Origin of the sequence: Pseudomonas sp. CC6-YY-74 (assembly GCF_002025205.1) — a bacterium.
GTDB classification, from domain to species: domain Bacteria; phylum Pseudomonadota; class Gammaproteobacteria; order Pseudomonadales; family Pseudomonadaceae; genus Aquipseudomonas; species Aquipseudomonas paeninsulae.
The window spans coordinates 2,521,855-2,537,004 of sequence record NZ_CP019947.1 but is presented as its reverse complement, the minus strand read 5'-3'; the positions used below and the strand labels follow the sequence as shown (position 1 = coordinate 2,537,004).

General features: G+C 61.8%; 11 protein-coding genes. 7 read left to right on the top strand and 4 right to left on the bottom strand.

Going from position 1 to position 15,150, the window contains the following annotated elements; translation table 11 throughout:
- The first annotated feature begins 78 nt into the window (after positions 1–78).
- The 6 genes from B2D37_RS11570 to B2D37_RS11545 all read left to right on the top strand — a co-directional run bounded on the left by B2D37_RS11570 (position 79) and on the right by B2D37_RS11545 (position 6,977).
- Complete coding sequence (locus B2D37_RS11570) at positions 79–771, top strand: methylamine utilization protein (RefSeq protein ID WP_079202825.1); 693 nt, start codon at positions 79–81, stop codon at positions 769–771.
- A complete protein-coding gene (locus tag B2D37_RS11565) occupies positions 758–3,100 on the top strand; it encodes an EAL domain-containing protein (protein WP_079202824.1) in 2,343 nt (780 codons plus the stop codon). The genes B2D37_RS11570 and B2D37_RS11565 overlap by 14 nt, the downstream gene beginning before the upstream one ends.
- Before the next feature lie 4 nt (positions 3,101–3,104).
- Positions 3,105–3,965, top strand: a complete 861-nt coding sequence (locus tag B2D37_RS11560) for a DUF3034 family protein (RefSeq protein ID WP_079202823.1) — start codon at positions 3,105–3,107, stop codon at positions 3,963–3,965.
- 2 nt (positions 3,966–3,967) lie between these two features.
- Positions 3,968–4,387, top strand: coding sequence for a group 1 truncated hemoglobin (locus B2D37_RS11555; protein WP_079202822.1), 420 nt, complete (start codon positions 3,968–3,970; stop codon positions 4,385–4,387).
- 234 nt (positions 4,388–4,621) lie between these two features.
- Entirely contained in the window at positions 4,622–5,962 is a 1,341-nt protein-coding gene (gene gdhA / locus B2D37_RS11550; RefSeq protein WP_079202821.1) for an NADP-specific glutamate dehydrogenase, read from the top strand.
- A gap of 268 nt (positions 5,963–6,230) precedes the next feature.
- Complete coding sequence (locus tag B2D37_RS11545) at positions 6,231–6,977, top strand: Crp/Fnr family transcriptional regulator (protein WP_079202820.1); 747 nt, start codon at positions 6,231–6,233, stop codon at positions 6,975–6,977.
- Between the two features lie 117 nt (positions 6,978–7,094).
- Here the strand turns inward: B2D37_RS11545 and B2D37_RS11540 are convergent, their stop codons facing one another.
- The 4 genes from B2D37_RS11540 to B2D37_RS11525 form a co-directional block, all read right to left on the bottom strand.
- Positions 7,095–8,372, bottom strand: coding sequence for an EAL domain-containing protein (locus tag B2D37_RS11540; protein ID WP_079202819.1), 1,278 nt, complete (start codon positions 8,370–8,372; stop codon positions 7,095–7,097).
- Positions 8,373–8,382: 10 nt separating this feature from the next.
- The gene (locus B2D37_RS11535) at positions 8,383–9,237 is read right to left on the bottom strand and encodes a nitrate- and nitrite sensing domain-containing protein (protein WP_079202818.1); all 855 of its coding nucleotides are present in this window, start codon (positions 9,235–9,237) and stop codon (positions 8,383–8,385) included.
- 5 nt (positions 9,238–9,242) lie between these two features.
- Positions 9,243–9,854, bottom strand: coding sequence for a methyl-accepting chemotaxis protein (locus B2D37_RS24175; protein WP_371915452.1), 612 nt, complete (start codon positions 9,852–9,854; stop codon positions 9,243–9,245).
- A gap of 1,199 nt (positions 9,855–11,053) precedes the next feature.
- Entirely contained in the window at positions 11,054–11,740 is a 687-nt protein-coding gene (locus tag B2D37_RS11525) for a TIGR04211 family SH3 domain-containing protein (RefSeq protein ID WP_079202816.1), read from the bottom strand.
- Positions 11,741–12,521: 781 nt separating this feature from the next.
- Between B2D37_RS11525 and B2D37_RS11520 the strand changes: the two genes are divergently transcribed.
- A complete protein-coding gene (locus B2D37_RS11520) occupies positions 12,522–15,122 on the top strand; it encodes a bifunctional diguanylate cyclase/phosphodiesterase (protein WP_177345216.1) in 2,601 nt (866 codons plus the stop codon).
- Positions 15,123–15,150: the final 28 nt, after the last annotated feature.

The window sequence follows — 15,150 nt, the reverse complement described above, 5'->3', positions numbered from 1 at the left end:
AACATTCAAACTATGGAGTTGCCAGGGCGGCGAGTATTCCTATCGAGGTGCGGATTGCACCGAACATGAGCGAGCTGAATGAGCAGATTTTTCTTCGAGCTATCACGCGTTGCCTTGCTTGGCCTGCTCTGCTCTATAAGCCCAGTGCTCTGGGCCGCCAGCCTGAATGCCGAGCTGGTCGATGCCCAGGGCCAGCCGTTGGCGGGTGCGGTGTTGACCTTGCGCGGGCCCTTGGGCGCGGAGGCCGAGCCGGTGCCGGCGCTGATGGACCAGCAGGCCAAGCAGTTCGTGCCAAACGTGCTGGTGGTGCGCAGCGGTACCGAGGTGGCCTTCCCCAACAGCGACAATATTCGCCACCACGTCTATTCCTTCTCGCCGGCCAAGAAGTTCGAGCTGCGCCTGTACCAGGGCACACCCAGCGAACCGGTGCTGTTCGACAAGTCCGGTGCGGTGGTGCTCGGCTGCAATATCCATGACTGGATGGTCGGCTATGTCTATGTCACCGACGACCCCTGGTTCGCCGTGAGCGATGCCCAGGGCAGGGTGCAGCTCGATGGCTTGCCGGTTGGCAATTACGCCGTCAGCCTGTGGCACCCGCAGGCCCCCGACAGGCTGCCGCAAGCTGCAGGCACGCTGGTGCTCGGCGCACAGCAAACCCTGCAGCGCTTTACCCTGGCCATGCAGGCGTCCGCCGTTGTCGCTTCGCCGCAGGCGCCAGCGAGTGCCTTTGGCGATGCCTTCAAGAAAGCGCAGCGTGATGCTGCCCCGTAGTTTTCAGGCGCGCATCGCCAGTGTGTTGATCCTGCTGATGCTGGTGGTGGTCGGCGCGCTGTATTTCGCCGTGCAGGCCGCCACCAATGTGGCCGTGCGCAGCCAGGCCCGCGAGCAGTTGGATGTCGGTACGCGGGTCTTCGAACAACTGCTGGATGTGCGCGGTCGGCAATTGCGCGACGCGGTGCAGGTGCTGGCCGCCGACTTTGGCTTCAAGGCGGCGGTGACCAGCGGCGATAGCGAAACCATTCGCTCGGCGCTGGCCAACCATGGCGCACGGATCAATGCCAGCGCGGTGATGATGCTCGGCCTCGATGGCACTCTTGAAGTAAGCACCGACCGGCGCATCAGCGGGCAGACCGCCGCACGTCTGAGTGCCCAGGTGATGGCGCAGCAGCGCGCAGGTGTGCAGATTTTCCTGATGCCGATCGGCGACAGCATCTACCTGTTGGTGCAAGCCACGGTCAATGCCCCTCTACCGATCGCGCGAGTGATGATGGGCTTCGAGGTGGACCAGGCATTCGCTCGCGAGCTGCGCGAACTGACCCTGCTCGAGCTGACCCTGATTGCCAGTCAGGAGGGTCTGCCGGCGATCTGGGTCAGTACCTTGCCAGCCTCGACGCAGGCGTTGCTGAGGAACGACATGGCGATTGAGCCAGCCGCTGCTAACGATCCGATGATGATCGGCGAAGAGCGCTACCTCGATCAACGCCTGGTGCTCGCCAGTGGCGATGGCTTTGAGGTCCAGGCCTTGTTGCATAAATCCATGACCCAGGCGCAGCAGGCCTTTGCCCCACTCGATCGCAATATTCTGTTGATCGCCATGGCCGCACTGCTGGCCGCGTTGGGTGGTGCCTTGTTGCTGGCGCGCAATATATCAAAGCCGGTACAGCGCCTGGCGGCTGTGGCCGAGCGGGTGGGCCAGGGTGATTACCAGATGCCCCTCGAACTGCACCGCAACGATGAGCTGGGCAGCTTGGCCAAGGCGTTTCACACCATGCAGCTGGGCCTTGCCGAGCGTGAGCGACAACTGGCACATAACGCCCTGCATGATGCGCTGACCGGTCTGCCCAACCGCACCCTGGCGCAGGAGCGGCTCGGCAGTGCGATTGCCGCCGGACGGCCAACGGCGCTGCTGTATGTGGGCGTAGGCAACTTGCGTGCGGTCAACGACAGCTGTGGGCCGGGCGCCAGCGATCTGGCCTTGCAGCAACTCAGTCAGCGTCTGCAAGACAGCCTGCGCCCCGGCGACAGCCTGGCTCAGTTGATGACCAGCGAGTTACTGCTGTTGCTGGAAAACAGCGACGGCGACAGTGCCATTGTGGTCGGCGACCGCTTGCAGCAATTACTCAGCCAGCCCTTGCGCATCGGCAATCAGGAGGTCGTCCTGGATTGCTGTGTCGGCATCGCCGCCTACCCGGCCGATGGCGAAACCGCGGATGACCTGTTGCGCCGCGCCAGTATCGCCATGCAGGACGCCGCGCAGCTGCCTGGTCGCCTGCTGATGTACGAACGCGGCCGCGACGCCGTACACCAGCGGCAGATTCGCCTGATCCGCGACCTGCGCCTGGCCCCCGACAACGCCGAACTGCTGCTGCATTACCAACCCAAGCTGGATATCGCTACCGGCAAAGTGCGCCAGGCCGAAGCCCTGCTGCGCTGGCAGCACCCGCAGCTGGGGATGATTTCGCCAGGCGAATTCATCCCCCTGGCCGAGCGTACCGGCAGTATCCAGAGCCTTACCGCCTGGGTGATTGAAGAGGCTCTGCGGCAGTTGCAGGCGTGGAATGGCCGCGGCCTGCGCGTGCAGCTGTCACTGAATATCTCCACCGAGGACCTGGTCGACCCCAAGCTGCCTGTGCGCGTCGGCCAGTTGTTGCGGCGCTACCAGGTGCCGGCCGAGCAACTGATTTTCGAGATTACCGAAAGCGGGGTGATGCTCAACCCCACGCTGGCGCTGCAAGTGCTGCACGGTTTGCGCGACCTCGGCATCAGCCTATCGGTGGACGATTTCGGCACGGGCTATTCCTCGCTGGCCCAGCTCAAACGCATGCCGGTGCAGGAGTTGAAAATCGACCAGTCCTTTATCCTTGACCTGGATGAGGCCAGCGAAGACGCCGTGATTGTCCGCTCGACCATCGAAATGAGCCACAGCCTGGGCCTCAAGGTGGTTGCCGAGGGGGTCGAGTTGGCCTGCAGCCTGCGTTTGCTCGAACGCTGGAAATGTGACTGCGCCCAGGGCTACCTGATCAGCCGGCCGCTGCCGGCCGAGGCCTTCGAGGCCTGGGTCGCTCTGCCGTTGCCGACTGCCGCGTTGAAGGTGTCTTGAGGCTATGCCGTACTCACAATGGCTTGGCGTGGGGTTATTCAGTCTGTGTTCAAGCCTGGCGGTTGCCGACCAGGGCCGCCTGCTGGCCACCGGCGGGGCGAGCAGCCTGGAAGGGGCGGCGGGTGGCGGCATCACCCCGTGGGCGCTGTTGTCCGGTTATGGCGAACGGGGTGAGTGGGGCGCCGATGTGTTCGCCACCCGAGTGGAAACGCCTGACTACCGCCTGGATGTGACGGGTGTGGCGGCGTCGTTCGACAACCGTATGGAATTATCCTATGCGCGCCAGCGCTTCGACCTGGGCAACCTGGCGCGTGGTCTCAATCTGCCGCAGAACAGCCTGAGTCAGGACATCTTCGGGGTGAAGTTGCGGCTGTTCGGCGACCTGATCTACGGGCAATTGCCCCAGCTATCGCTTGGTGTCCAGCACAAGCGGCAGAAGGATTTTCTCATCCCCAGCCTGGTCGGCGCCCAGCGCAGCGCAGACACCGAAGGCTACCTCAGCGCCAGTCGGCTGATTCTCGGCGGCGCCTTCGGCTACAACCTGCTGCTCAACGGCGGCCTGCGCTACAGCCGGGCCAACGAACTGGGTCTGCTCGGCTTCGGCGGCGACCGCCGCGACCGGCACTCGCTGCTCAAGGAGGGCTCGGTCGCCGTACTGTTCGACCGCCATTGGGCGCTCGGTATCGAATACCGCGAGAAACCGGACAACCTCAGCTTCGCGGGTGAAAGTGATTGGGCCGACCTGTTCCTCGGCTACTTTCCCAACAAACACCTGGCGGTGGTGCTGGCCTACGCGCGCCTCGGCGAGATCGCCAGTCTGGATAACCAGAACGCTACTTACCTGTCCGTGCAGGGGAGCTTCTAGCAATGCGCATTGTGCTGCTGGTCCTGGTGTTGAGCCTGGCCGCCTGCGCCCAGCGCGCGCTAACCGATGACAGCCTGTACCGCGCCTTGGGCGAACAGCCGGGCATCACCCGTATCGTCGAAGGCATGCTGCTCAATATCGCCAGGGACCAGCGCATCGTCCGCCACTTCGAGAATATCGACATCGTGCGTCTGCGCGACAAGCTGGTCGAACAGCTTTGCGTCGAGGCCGGCGGCCCCTGCACCTACACTGGTGACAGCATGCAAGACAGCCACAAGGGGCAGAATCTCACTCGCAGCGATTTCAATGCGCTGGTGGAAAACCTGCAAGACGCGATGGACGCCGAAGGCATCGCCACGCCGGCGCAGAACCGCCTGTTGGCGCGCCTGGCACCCATGCGCGGCCAGGTGATCGAGCGCTAGCGGGCATCGGTTCTGCAAAGCTGACCCTGCTCCGGCGCCGAGCAGGATCAACACCCCAGCCAAACGATGATTTGTCCTGAGTCGTGCTTATGGCTCAACGCATAATTTATGTCTTCGTACCATATAGGTTCATAAAGGCGACATTTCGCTCTATTGCGGTGCGTTTGCTGCTGCTAGAGTGCTGCCAAATTTCAGTGAGTGACCGTATGAGCACGGTCAATCGAGGGCAGTCCCATGAGCGAATCCGCAGACCATTTTCTGGCCCGCCTCAAGCAGCGCGATCCCGACCAGCCGGAATTCCACCAGGCCGTAGAGGAAGTGTTGCGCAGCCTCTGGCCGTTTCTCCAAGCCAACCCGCGCTACCTGCAGAGCGGTATCGTCGAGCGCATGGTCGAACCCGAGCGGGCCATCCTGTTCCGGGTGCCGTGGGTCGATGATCAGGGGCGGGTGCAGGTCAACCGTGGCTATCGGGTGCAGATGAGCAGCGCCATCGGCCCATACAAGGGCGGCCTGCGTTTCCATCCCTCGGTGAACCTTGGCGTGCTCAAGTTTCTCGCCTTCGAGCAGGTGTTCAAGAACTCGCTGACTTCGCTGCCGATGGGCGGCGGCAAGGGCGGCTCGGACTTCGACCCCAAGGGCAAGAGCGACAATGAAGTGATGCGCTTCTGCCAGTCGTTCATGAGCGAGTTGTATCGTCATATCGGTGCCGACCTCGACGTGCCGGCTGGTGACATCGGTGTGGGCGCGCGCGAGATCGGCTATATGTACGGCCAGTACAAGCGCCTGGCCAACCAGTTCAGCTCGGTGCTGACCGGCAAGGGCATCGCCTACGGCGGCAGCCTGATCCGCCCGGAAGCTACTGGTTTCGGCTGTGTGTACTTCGCCGAGGAAATGCTCAAGGGCCGTGGCCGGACCATCGATGACCTGCGTGTGGCTATTTCCGGTTCCGGCAACGTGGCGCAGTACGCCGCGCGCAAGGTGATGGATCTGGGCGGCAAGGTGATCTCGCTGTCCGACTCCGAAGGCACCCTGTACGCAGAGGCCGGCCTCAGTGAAGAACAGTGGCAACTGCTGATGGAACTGAAGAACCTGCGTCGCGGGCGGCTCAGCGAGATGGCTGAGCAGCCTGGCTTGCAGTTCATCTTCAGCCAGCGCCCGTGGCACCTGCCATGCGATGTTGCGCTGCCATGCGCCACGCAGAACGAACTGAACGCTGAAGACGCCCGCAGCCTGCTGAAGAACGGCTGCTTCTGCGTGGCCGAAGGTGCCAACATGCCCTCGACCCTGGACGCCGTGGACCTGTTCATCGACGCCGAGATTCTCTACGCCCCGGGCAAGGCGTCCAACGCCGGCGGTGTAGCGGTCAGTGGCCTGGAAATGAGCCAGAACGCCATGCGCCTGCACTGGACGGCCGGCGAGGTCGACGAGCGCCTGCACGGCATCATGCAGTCGATCCACCATGCCTGCATTGGCTACGGCACAGAACCAAACGGCTTTGTCAATTACGTCAAGGGCGCCAACATCGCCGGCTTCGTCAAAGTCGCCGATGCCATGCTGGCGCAAGGCGTGGTGTGAACCGAGTGGGGCCATTCACCGTCGGCTGACAGTACAGGGATGGGCGGTCACGCTCTTCGCGGCAGTACGGCGCGGATAAATCGTGGTCGCCTGCCATTCATCAGGTTTTTCCTGCGGGCAGCCGAACCTCGGCGCCTGGACGCGGGCATTCGCCAGTGCCCCCAGTGCTCCTTTCTGTGCGTAAACGTACGCAGGCAGGACGACCTGGGGCTATCCTGTGTGGTGGGGAAGGGTATTTCCCATGGTCTTCAATCGAACGGTGGCAGCTATGTCCACGATGCCCACGCCGCAACAGAACCACCTTCTGGCGGCCTTGCCGGCCGATGTGCAGCAGCGCCTGCTGGTGAACCTCGAGTTGATCCCCTTGCCGCTCGGCAAGGTCGTGTATGAATCCGGGGACGCCTTGCGCCACGTCTATTTTCCGATCGACGCCATCGTCTCGTTGCTCTATGTGATGGAAGACGGCGCGTCGGCGGAGATTTCTGTGGTGGGCAATGAAGGCCTGATCGGCATCGCCGTGTTCATGGGCGGCGAAAGCACCCCGAGCAGGGCGATCGTGCAGAGCGCCGGCTATGCCTTCCGCTTGCCAGGCAGGCAGTTCAAGGATGAGGTCAACCGCCATGGCGAGATGTTGCACCTCATGTTGCGCTATACCCAGGCGCTGCTGACGCAAATGGCGCAGACGGCCGTGTGCAACCGACACCATTCGATTGACCAGCAACTGTGCCGCTGGCTGCTGTTGTCGCTGGATCGCCTACCCGGCGACCAGTTGACCATGACCCAGGAACTGATCGCCAACATGCTTGGTGTGCGCCGCGAAGGGGTTACCGAGGCCGCCGGCAAGTTGCAGAAGCTTGGCGTGATCGAATACAGCCGCGGGCATATCAGGGTGCTGGATCGATGCAAACTCGAGCAGCTGAGTTGCGAGTGTTACGCCGTGGTCAAGAAAGAAACCGATCGCCTGCTGTTCTATGTTCCCGCCGAAGCGCGGCGACGGCATTCAGCCCTGAGCTGACGAAGCGAGCAGGGGGCTTGCAGGTCAATACGGGCTCGTCAGGTGAATCACCGATTCGCTCAGGTTATCAAGCACGCTCAGATCATCCGACTCGCTTCGCCCTCTGGGCGGATCTCCTCACTGTTCCTGCCAGTCCAGGTCACAGCAGAAGACATAGAGCGTGCCGCCGACCTTGACGGTCTGCGAGACCGTGATGCACATGCGTGAATCGGCGACCGACAGATAGGGCCGGCTGACCTGAATGACTCCCGGTTGCTTCAGCGCCCGGTAGTGGTAGTGCTTGTGCGACCAGTTGGCGTTGTCGCCACACAATAGAGGGGCAAATCGCGCATTCATCTGCTGCTGGTAGTGCGGGGCATAGACATTGCGCGAGACCTGATAACCGGCCTCATTGAGCAGATAACAGCGCACCGTGCGCGGGTCGCTGAAGAGTACGCCGCAGCTGTGGTCAAACTGCTGGTTGGCGGCAAAATGCGCCACGGCCTGGTGAAACAGGCCTTCTATTTCGCGCACATAGTGCTGCAAGTCGGCGCTGCGTTTGACGGTTTGCCACTGCTGGCCGCGCAGCAGGCTGTCGAAGGTAGTCACAAAGCTTTGCTCGGCGTTGATGCGGGCCTGTGGTTTGGCGAAATAGAAGCCCTGGATCATGTCGGCATTGGCCGCAATCGCCACCAGGGCTTCGTGTTCACTTTCCACGCCTTCCACTACCACCAGGCTGCCAGCCTCATGCAGCAAGCTGACCATGCCGGTGAGAATCCGCTCCACTCGACGGGAAGTACCGGCATCCTGAATCAGGCGGCGGTCGATCTTGACGATGTCGGGTTCCAGGTCCCAGATGCGGTCGAAGTTGGAATGCCCGGCGCCGAAGTCATCGATGGCGATCAGGCAGCCGAGCTGGCGAAAATGGCTGATGAAGCGCTTCAACTGGGCATGATCGCTGACTTCACTTTCAATGATTTCGATCACCAGCCGATGCGCGGCAATGCCGCTTGCCTGCAGCAGATTGCGGGTAAAACCAATGTCCGGTTGTTCGCTGACCAGGTACTGCGAGTTCAAGTTGAGAAACAGCCAGGCCTGCCCCGTGGCCTGGCGCGCAAAATTGTGCACATGCAGGGTTCGGCAGGTGCGGTCCAGCTCCAGGCTTTCCCGGCCATTGCTCGGCATCGCCAGCAGGGTTGCCGGCGGCTCGGCTGTGCCATCGGCATGCTGGGCGCGAATTAGCCCTTCGTAGCCCACCGCCCGGCCGTGCGCGATACTGAAAATGGGCTGGAAATGGCTGCTCAGTGACAGGCCGCGATAGCCGGTGGCAAGCATGGGGTCAGTCAGCTGGCCGGGGGCTGGCCGGCGTACGGGTGCTGGCTGGTCGTAGTTCAGCGGCTGGACGGTATTGAGCATCTGCAATTCCTTAGCGGGGCTGTAGCTGAGCCAGCGCCGCATCGACCAGGGCCAGCAGTTCGTCGATGGCTTGGCTAGCGCGTTGGAAGTAGGTCTTGGCGGCAATTACGGGTTGTTCCTGGCCGAGCAGTTCCTGTTTTATGCAGCGCAGAAAATCCGCCACCACCTGTTCGCGATGCTCCAGGCGCAACCCGTTGGCCTGCGGGTGTTCGGTGGCATGGCGCTGCAGGGTGGCAAAGGCCGTGCCGGCCAGCAGCTCGATCTTCTGGTAGAGAAAACGCATCCGCACGCGCTGCTCGGCACTGCTCTGGCCGGCCGCCGCGATGCCGGTGCCGAGGGCGCGCGCCTGGCCCGCCCACTCTGCCGCCTGGACCACCTCGCGCCAGATGCAGGGCAGGTAACTCAGCTCGGCACGGCCCTCGCTCAGATCGATTTCGCTGGCCACATCCTCCATCAGAAAGATGCTGTTGCGAATGATCAGGTGATGCTGGGTCAGATTGTTCGCCCGGTCGCTACTGCGCCCTTCGCGCATCCGTGACCAGTGATCGATAAGGCTATTCCAGGCGTCCCGGTGCGAGCTGTCGAGCTCCTCGGCCGCGCGGATATGCTGGTCCAGCCCCTGGCGTGCGGCAGCAAGATCCTGACTCAGGCTGGCATCGCCACAGAGCACGCCATTGCTCAGGCCGCGATGACGCTGAAACCCGGAGATCAGTGCGCGCAACAAGGCCAGCTGACGAATGTTCAACTGCATATGCTGGCGCCTGTGCCGCTGCAGGCGTCGGTGCAGGCCGTAGAACAGCAGGGTCGTTATGACCAGGGTGGCGGCGCCAGCGAGCTGGAAGGGGAGACCGGGGAATCCATTCATGCTGATTATCCTGTCAGATGAGCCAGATGGTGGGCGATGGTGCGCGCCTGATCGGCAGCCAGCAGGTTGTCGGCATTGCCTTGACGGACGCGGTCGGCCAGTTCGGCGATTTCCGCAACAGCCTTGCCCTGCTGTTCGGTGCTGACCGCCACTTGGTCGACCTGCTCGGTCAATTGCAGGGTGCGCTGCTGCACCTGATCGAGCAGGCTGCGCACCGCTTCGGAGCTGTGCGCGCTGCGATGCGCCAGATTAGTCAGGTCGGACACCTGGACCGTGGCATTCTGGATGTGCTGTTGCACCGATTCGATGTTGCGGCTGATTTCGGCCGCCGATTCCTGGCTGTGCAAGGCCAGGCGGCGCACTTCATCGGCCACTACGGCGAAGCCACGGCCGCTCTCACCGGCGCGGGCCGCTTCGATGGCGGCATTCAGGGCGAGCAAGTTGGTTTGTGCGGCAATCCCGCGGATGGTGCCGGACATTTCATTGATGGTGCGCGAGTTGCTGTTCAGTCGCTGGATCAGCTCGTTGGTGGTGATGGCTTGCTGCGCCATCTCGGACACCTGCTGCACCAAATTGGTGAGCTGCTCGATGCCATCGGCCAGCTGTTCGCTGGCCATCACGCTGGTCTGACGCGACTCATCGGCCAGCGCCGCCACCTGCACAATGCTCACATTCAATTGTTCCACCGCGGCTGCCGCGACAGTGGCCGATTGGCTTTGCCCTTCGGCATTGCGGGTCACCAGTGCCGCGCTTTGCTCAAGCTCGTGAGAGGAGTGGGAGATTTCATCCAGGCGCTGCTGCAACAGCTGTTGTTGCCGTTGCTCGCGGTTCAACCACTGCTGGAAGCCGCGGCTAACTGGCTGCAGTAGCTGCCACTCGCTAGCGCTGACGGGCTCCTGGGCGCCATGCTGGGCGGCGTCTTCACAGTAGCGTTGCAACTGCCCGATCTCCTGCCGCAGCAACCACAGGCTGGCAATGGCCAGGTAGGCCAGGACTGCCCACAGCGGGCCTGTTGGCAGGGTCGGCGCAAACAGCGCAATGGCGGCGCCGGCCAAAGTAATCGCCAGCAGCGTGCGGATAATGCCGACGATGCCCAGTTCGCGCAGCAGCAAGAACGCAGGGTAGGTAAGCCACTTCATGTGCCTGAATCTCCAATGCGGTAGCGCAAAAAAAGCGCCTGAAGCCTCTGCGAAATAGCCGCAGCGGGTTCAGGCGCCTTTGCCTTGCAGGAGCGAATCCTGCGGATGTGATCTGTCAGTTATATCGGGTAGCGATAAATACTAGGCAAGAGTGATGCCATAGAGAGCCGGCGATGTTCAACGTGGCTGTCGATGCACCAAGGCAACCGCTCTCTTGCCGTTCTTATAAGTGATAAGGCGGCTTCGATAGTCCGACCATTCGCGGGTTAGCGGGCGTCCGGCTTGCGGGTCAGGGGGTGTCCATCTGCGGATCAGGGCAGGTTGAGCGACGCGGCCCTTGGTCGAGGGTGTTGCGGCTGCCGCAGGTGGCGCCGCAGCACCCGGCCGCGCTGGCGGTCTGCGACGATCGGCGGTTGTCACGCGGGGTTGTGGGCGCCCGCGTAGGCTGGTCGTCGAGGGCGATTACGTCGGCATCGGCATACAGGGCGCCGTCGCGGCGACCCAGGCGGTGTTTATCGAGTACGCCGGCATCCCCTCTTCCTGGCCATCCCCGCGCCGTGCAGCGATAGCCCGCGGCGGCGACCACCGCTGTTCGGCCAGCGAAAACTGCGACAAATCGTTTGGCTGCAAGTTGTCGCCTGCAGACGCGCCAGGCCGCTGCGCAGCCCAGCGGCGGTTCAGAACCAGCGGTCGTTGCGTTTGCGCCCGCGGGTCATGGCCGGCAGGATCAGCCCGAGGAGCAGGCCGGCACCGGCGATGCCAGCGCCGTAGATCAGGTAGCGCATCAATAGCTGATTGTTCTCATCGCCCAGGCGCGCTTGCGCGGTGCGCAGTTCCGATTGGCTCTCGGTCAGCTCGACGTCGAGGGCCTTGCGGTGCGCTTGCAGTTCTTCGATCAACGCCTTGCGCGAGTCCAGGGTTTCCTGCAGGCCCTGGGTGCGGGTCTTCCAGTTGTCGTCGATGGTCTTGAGTTGGTCGCTGAGTTCGGCTACTTGCTGTTCCAGTTGCGGCAAGCGCTCGGCCTGGCCGGGCATGTCCTGCAGGTCCCTGCTGGGAATCCAGACGGTGCTGTCGGCCTCGCTGCGGACCTGGCTGTAGTCGCCCTGGGTGCTAATCAGCTCGACCTTCTGCCCGGATTGCAGGGTGCCGACTATGCGATAGCCGTCAGTCGGGCCGCTGCGTACATAGGTGTTCAGGCTGTCGCTGACCCAGCGCTGATTGCCGGCGGCCTCCTCAGCATGAACGGGGCCGCAGACGGCGAGCAGGGCACCGAGCAGGCCGGCGCCAAGGGCTCGGCGCTGCGTGCTGAGCTCAAGGCAGGCAAGACGAGAGACCAGTGCAAAAAGATGATGAGATAGGGACATGATGACTTCACATAAAAAAGGAAAAGTTAATGGCTCCGATGGCCATTCGGTAAGCGATCCGGCAATAGCCTGATAAGGCCCTGCCACCAAGCCGTAGCGACGTTTTTTGTCACGACTGCTACGCAGCTCGAGGCTTGCCTGGGAGAGACCTTTCTCCCAGGAGGGGTTCATGGCCCGTTATGCCATCCCCAGATGACAGACACTGCAAATTGCCTAGGGTTCACTCACGGCCCCAAGGCATCGTGCACGCTAGGCTTGGCGCTTGCCGCAGCTAGCGGGCAGGGGCGTATTTTGCCAGGTGCCCAGGAGCTCAGCTGTGAGCGGCTGCAAAGGGGGCTGCAGGGCACGAAAGACCAACCGACGCGAGGCGGCCGGTCTGTTCTTTAAATAAACCCGTTCCCTTCTCGGAGCCCTTTTTTTGTCCGAAAAAAGGGCTAGAAGTGCGTCACAGCTGATGCCCGCTAGGTGTGGACGTTTAACCCTGGTTACAGCGCAAGCCCCCGTCATGATATCGTTTCGACATTACAGGGCCGCGATGCTCGCCAAGCAGCTATACAGCCGCTTTCTTGCTGAGCAGCTCTCGCTAAAATTGCGCTCGCGGCTAGGCTAAGCAAAACAGGTTGCATTGCCGGGCGGCTGGAGACGCTCGCGAGAGCAGGTCGGCATATACCTTTAGCGTCGGTAACTCGATTTGTTCAACATGCGGGTAGTTGGGGGAGTCGCCAGGCTTATGACGAGTAAACCGAGCAGAGCAACTCTGGGGGCATCCACCACGTGGCGCATGAATGGATGGGGTAAATACGTCATTCTTGCCGGTTTCATGCTGCTGTGGATAATCGCTGCGCTGGCCATTTACCGTGACGCCCAGCAGATAGCCGCCAATACCCAACAGAAGATCCGCAACGAGATGCGGCTTGAAGCGCAAACCATGGCCGAAAAGCTGGCCGGGGTGCTGGAGCGAACCTACGTCACTATCAAAACCATCTCGTTATTGCCGGCAGTGCGTAGCGCGGCCCCGCGCAATCGCCGCAGCATCCATGACGACGTCGTCAAGCTGGGGCACTTCGGCGATGGTGACGCCAATACCATCCAGCAACTGTATAACCACGTTTCCGCCGATGTCGCGGTATCTGAGGTGTATCTGGTATATGACGGCTTCGCCCCCGAACGGGGTGAAGTGCCTTTCCTGATGTTTGACCAGGTGCTGCTGGAGCGAATCGCCAACGCGCAAGAAGCAGACAATACTCACGAGCAGGATGAGCCCGAAGAGTACGAAGCTGCCGAGTATGCCGAATATGTGCGGCAACTCAGCTACTTGCAGCAATACCATCCCCAGTTGCCTCGCGCCGCCCCCGAGGGCATTGCGGCGGTGAGCTCAACCCTGCTGCGTACCTGTGATAACTCCCAGTACACCTCGATTGCCAACGGCGACGAGCGCGATACCTTGGGTATTCTGCTGTCCGTGCCTATCTACGATCAGGCCAACAAACAGTTCAAAGGGCTGGTGACCGCCGTGCTGCGGGCCAATGTACTGGAGGCCGTCCTGAACGGCTGGCCCAGGCTGCCCATCACCGCTGTGGACAACGCGTTTCTGGCCCAGCAGCAGATTGACCTCGCCACTCCGGCCGCCGAATACCTGCTGGAGAATCGCCAGACCGGCGTGCGCATCATGGATAGACGCAACCTCGACCTGCCGGATTTCCTCACGGGTAAGCAGCAAGCGGCCATTCATCTCGAGCAAACCATCCGGTTGCCCTTCTCCGAGGCGTGGCACTTGCATCGGTATAAGTCGGTGGCCGACCTCAACGTGGCAATTGATCCAATCCGCAGAGACATGTGGCAGCGACTGGCGCTGTTAAGCCTGCTGATTGCCGGGTTCGCGCTAGCGGTGGAGCGTGTCTTCGCCATCCAGCGCCGGTCTACCCGTGAGCTGTCGCAAATGGCCAACTACGACGCCCTGACCGGCTTACCCAATCGGCGCCTGGTCGCCGAACACTTATCAAATTCGTTGAGCCGGAAACTGACCCTGGACCATCAGTACGCGGTGCTGATGATCGATCTCGATGACTTCAAGGAAATTAACGACACGCTCGGCCACCAGGTCGGCGACAGTCTGCTGATCGAGGTATCGCAGCGCTTCGTCCACAGCCTGCGCGCCTCAGACCAGCTGTTGCAGCTGCATAATCACAACCCCTTGGGCAATCCAGGCAGCAGTCCCCTGAATGAGAACGAGTCGATGGTCGGCCGCCTGGGGGGCGATGAGTTTCTGGTGTTGCTGCCCAATCTTCCCGACCTCGAACAGGTCATGGGCGTGGCCGAACGCCTGCACGCGAGCCTGAACGAGCCCATCGCCTTGGGCCCCGACAAGATTTACGTTTATGCCAGTATCGGCATCGCCGCTTACCCGGACCATGGCCACACGGGCGCCTCGTTGTTACGCAGCGCCGATACGGCAATGTACCTGGCGAAGCGCCAGGGACGTGGGCAGACGGTGGTGTTTCAGCAGGAATTCGACGACAAATCCCGCCAGCGCCTGCAGTTGCTCACCGACTTGCACTCGGCCCTAACGGAACAACAATTCGTCCTCCACTACCAGCCGGAGCTGAACTTGGCCTCAGGCGTCATCGATTCCGTCGAGGCATTGATCCGCTGGCAGCATCCCAGCCGCGGCATGATTTATCCGGCTGATTTCATTGCCCTGCTGGAGCAGTCGGGCCGGATAATGGACGTTGGTCAGTGGGTGCTGGAAACGGCCTGCCGGCAACTGAAAGAATGGCAGGACAAGGACTCACCGATTAAGCACATGTGCGTCAATGTATCGATCAAGCAACTGACGCAACCGGCGTTTGCCGACACGTTGCTCAACACCATACGTCAGGCAGGCATAGCGCCCGCGGGCCTGACCCTGGAACTGACCGAATCGATGTTGATGCAACAACCGGAAGCCAGCATTCTGCTCCTGCACGCGTTACGCAAGACCGGGGTGAAGATTGCCCTCGACGATTTCGGCACCGGCTACTCGTCGCTCAGCTACCTGCGCCAACTGCCGCTGGACGTGCTGAAGATCGACCGTAGTTTCATCATCGACATGAACACCGAAGAAGGCTTGGCCATCTGCGAAACCCTGATGACCTTGGCCCAACGCTTGGGACTCAAGGTCATTGCCGAAGGCATAGAGACAGCCGAGCAATACTGCACCATGAATAGAGTCGGCAGTGACTGGATGCAGGGCTACTTGATTGCCCGCCCGCTGCCGGCAGAGCAAGCCGATCAATTCGCGCAGACTTTCGACTGGAGAGCATTCAAGGCCGCTAATGGCCCGCAACAACATCCGCCCGGATGGACGCCATCATTAAGGGGCTACTCCCGCGAGACACCTTAACCGTCTCAGGCGCACTGAGGCGCATCTT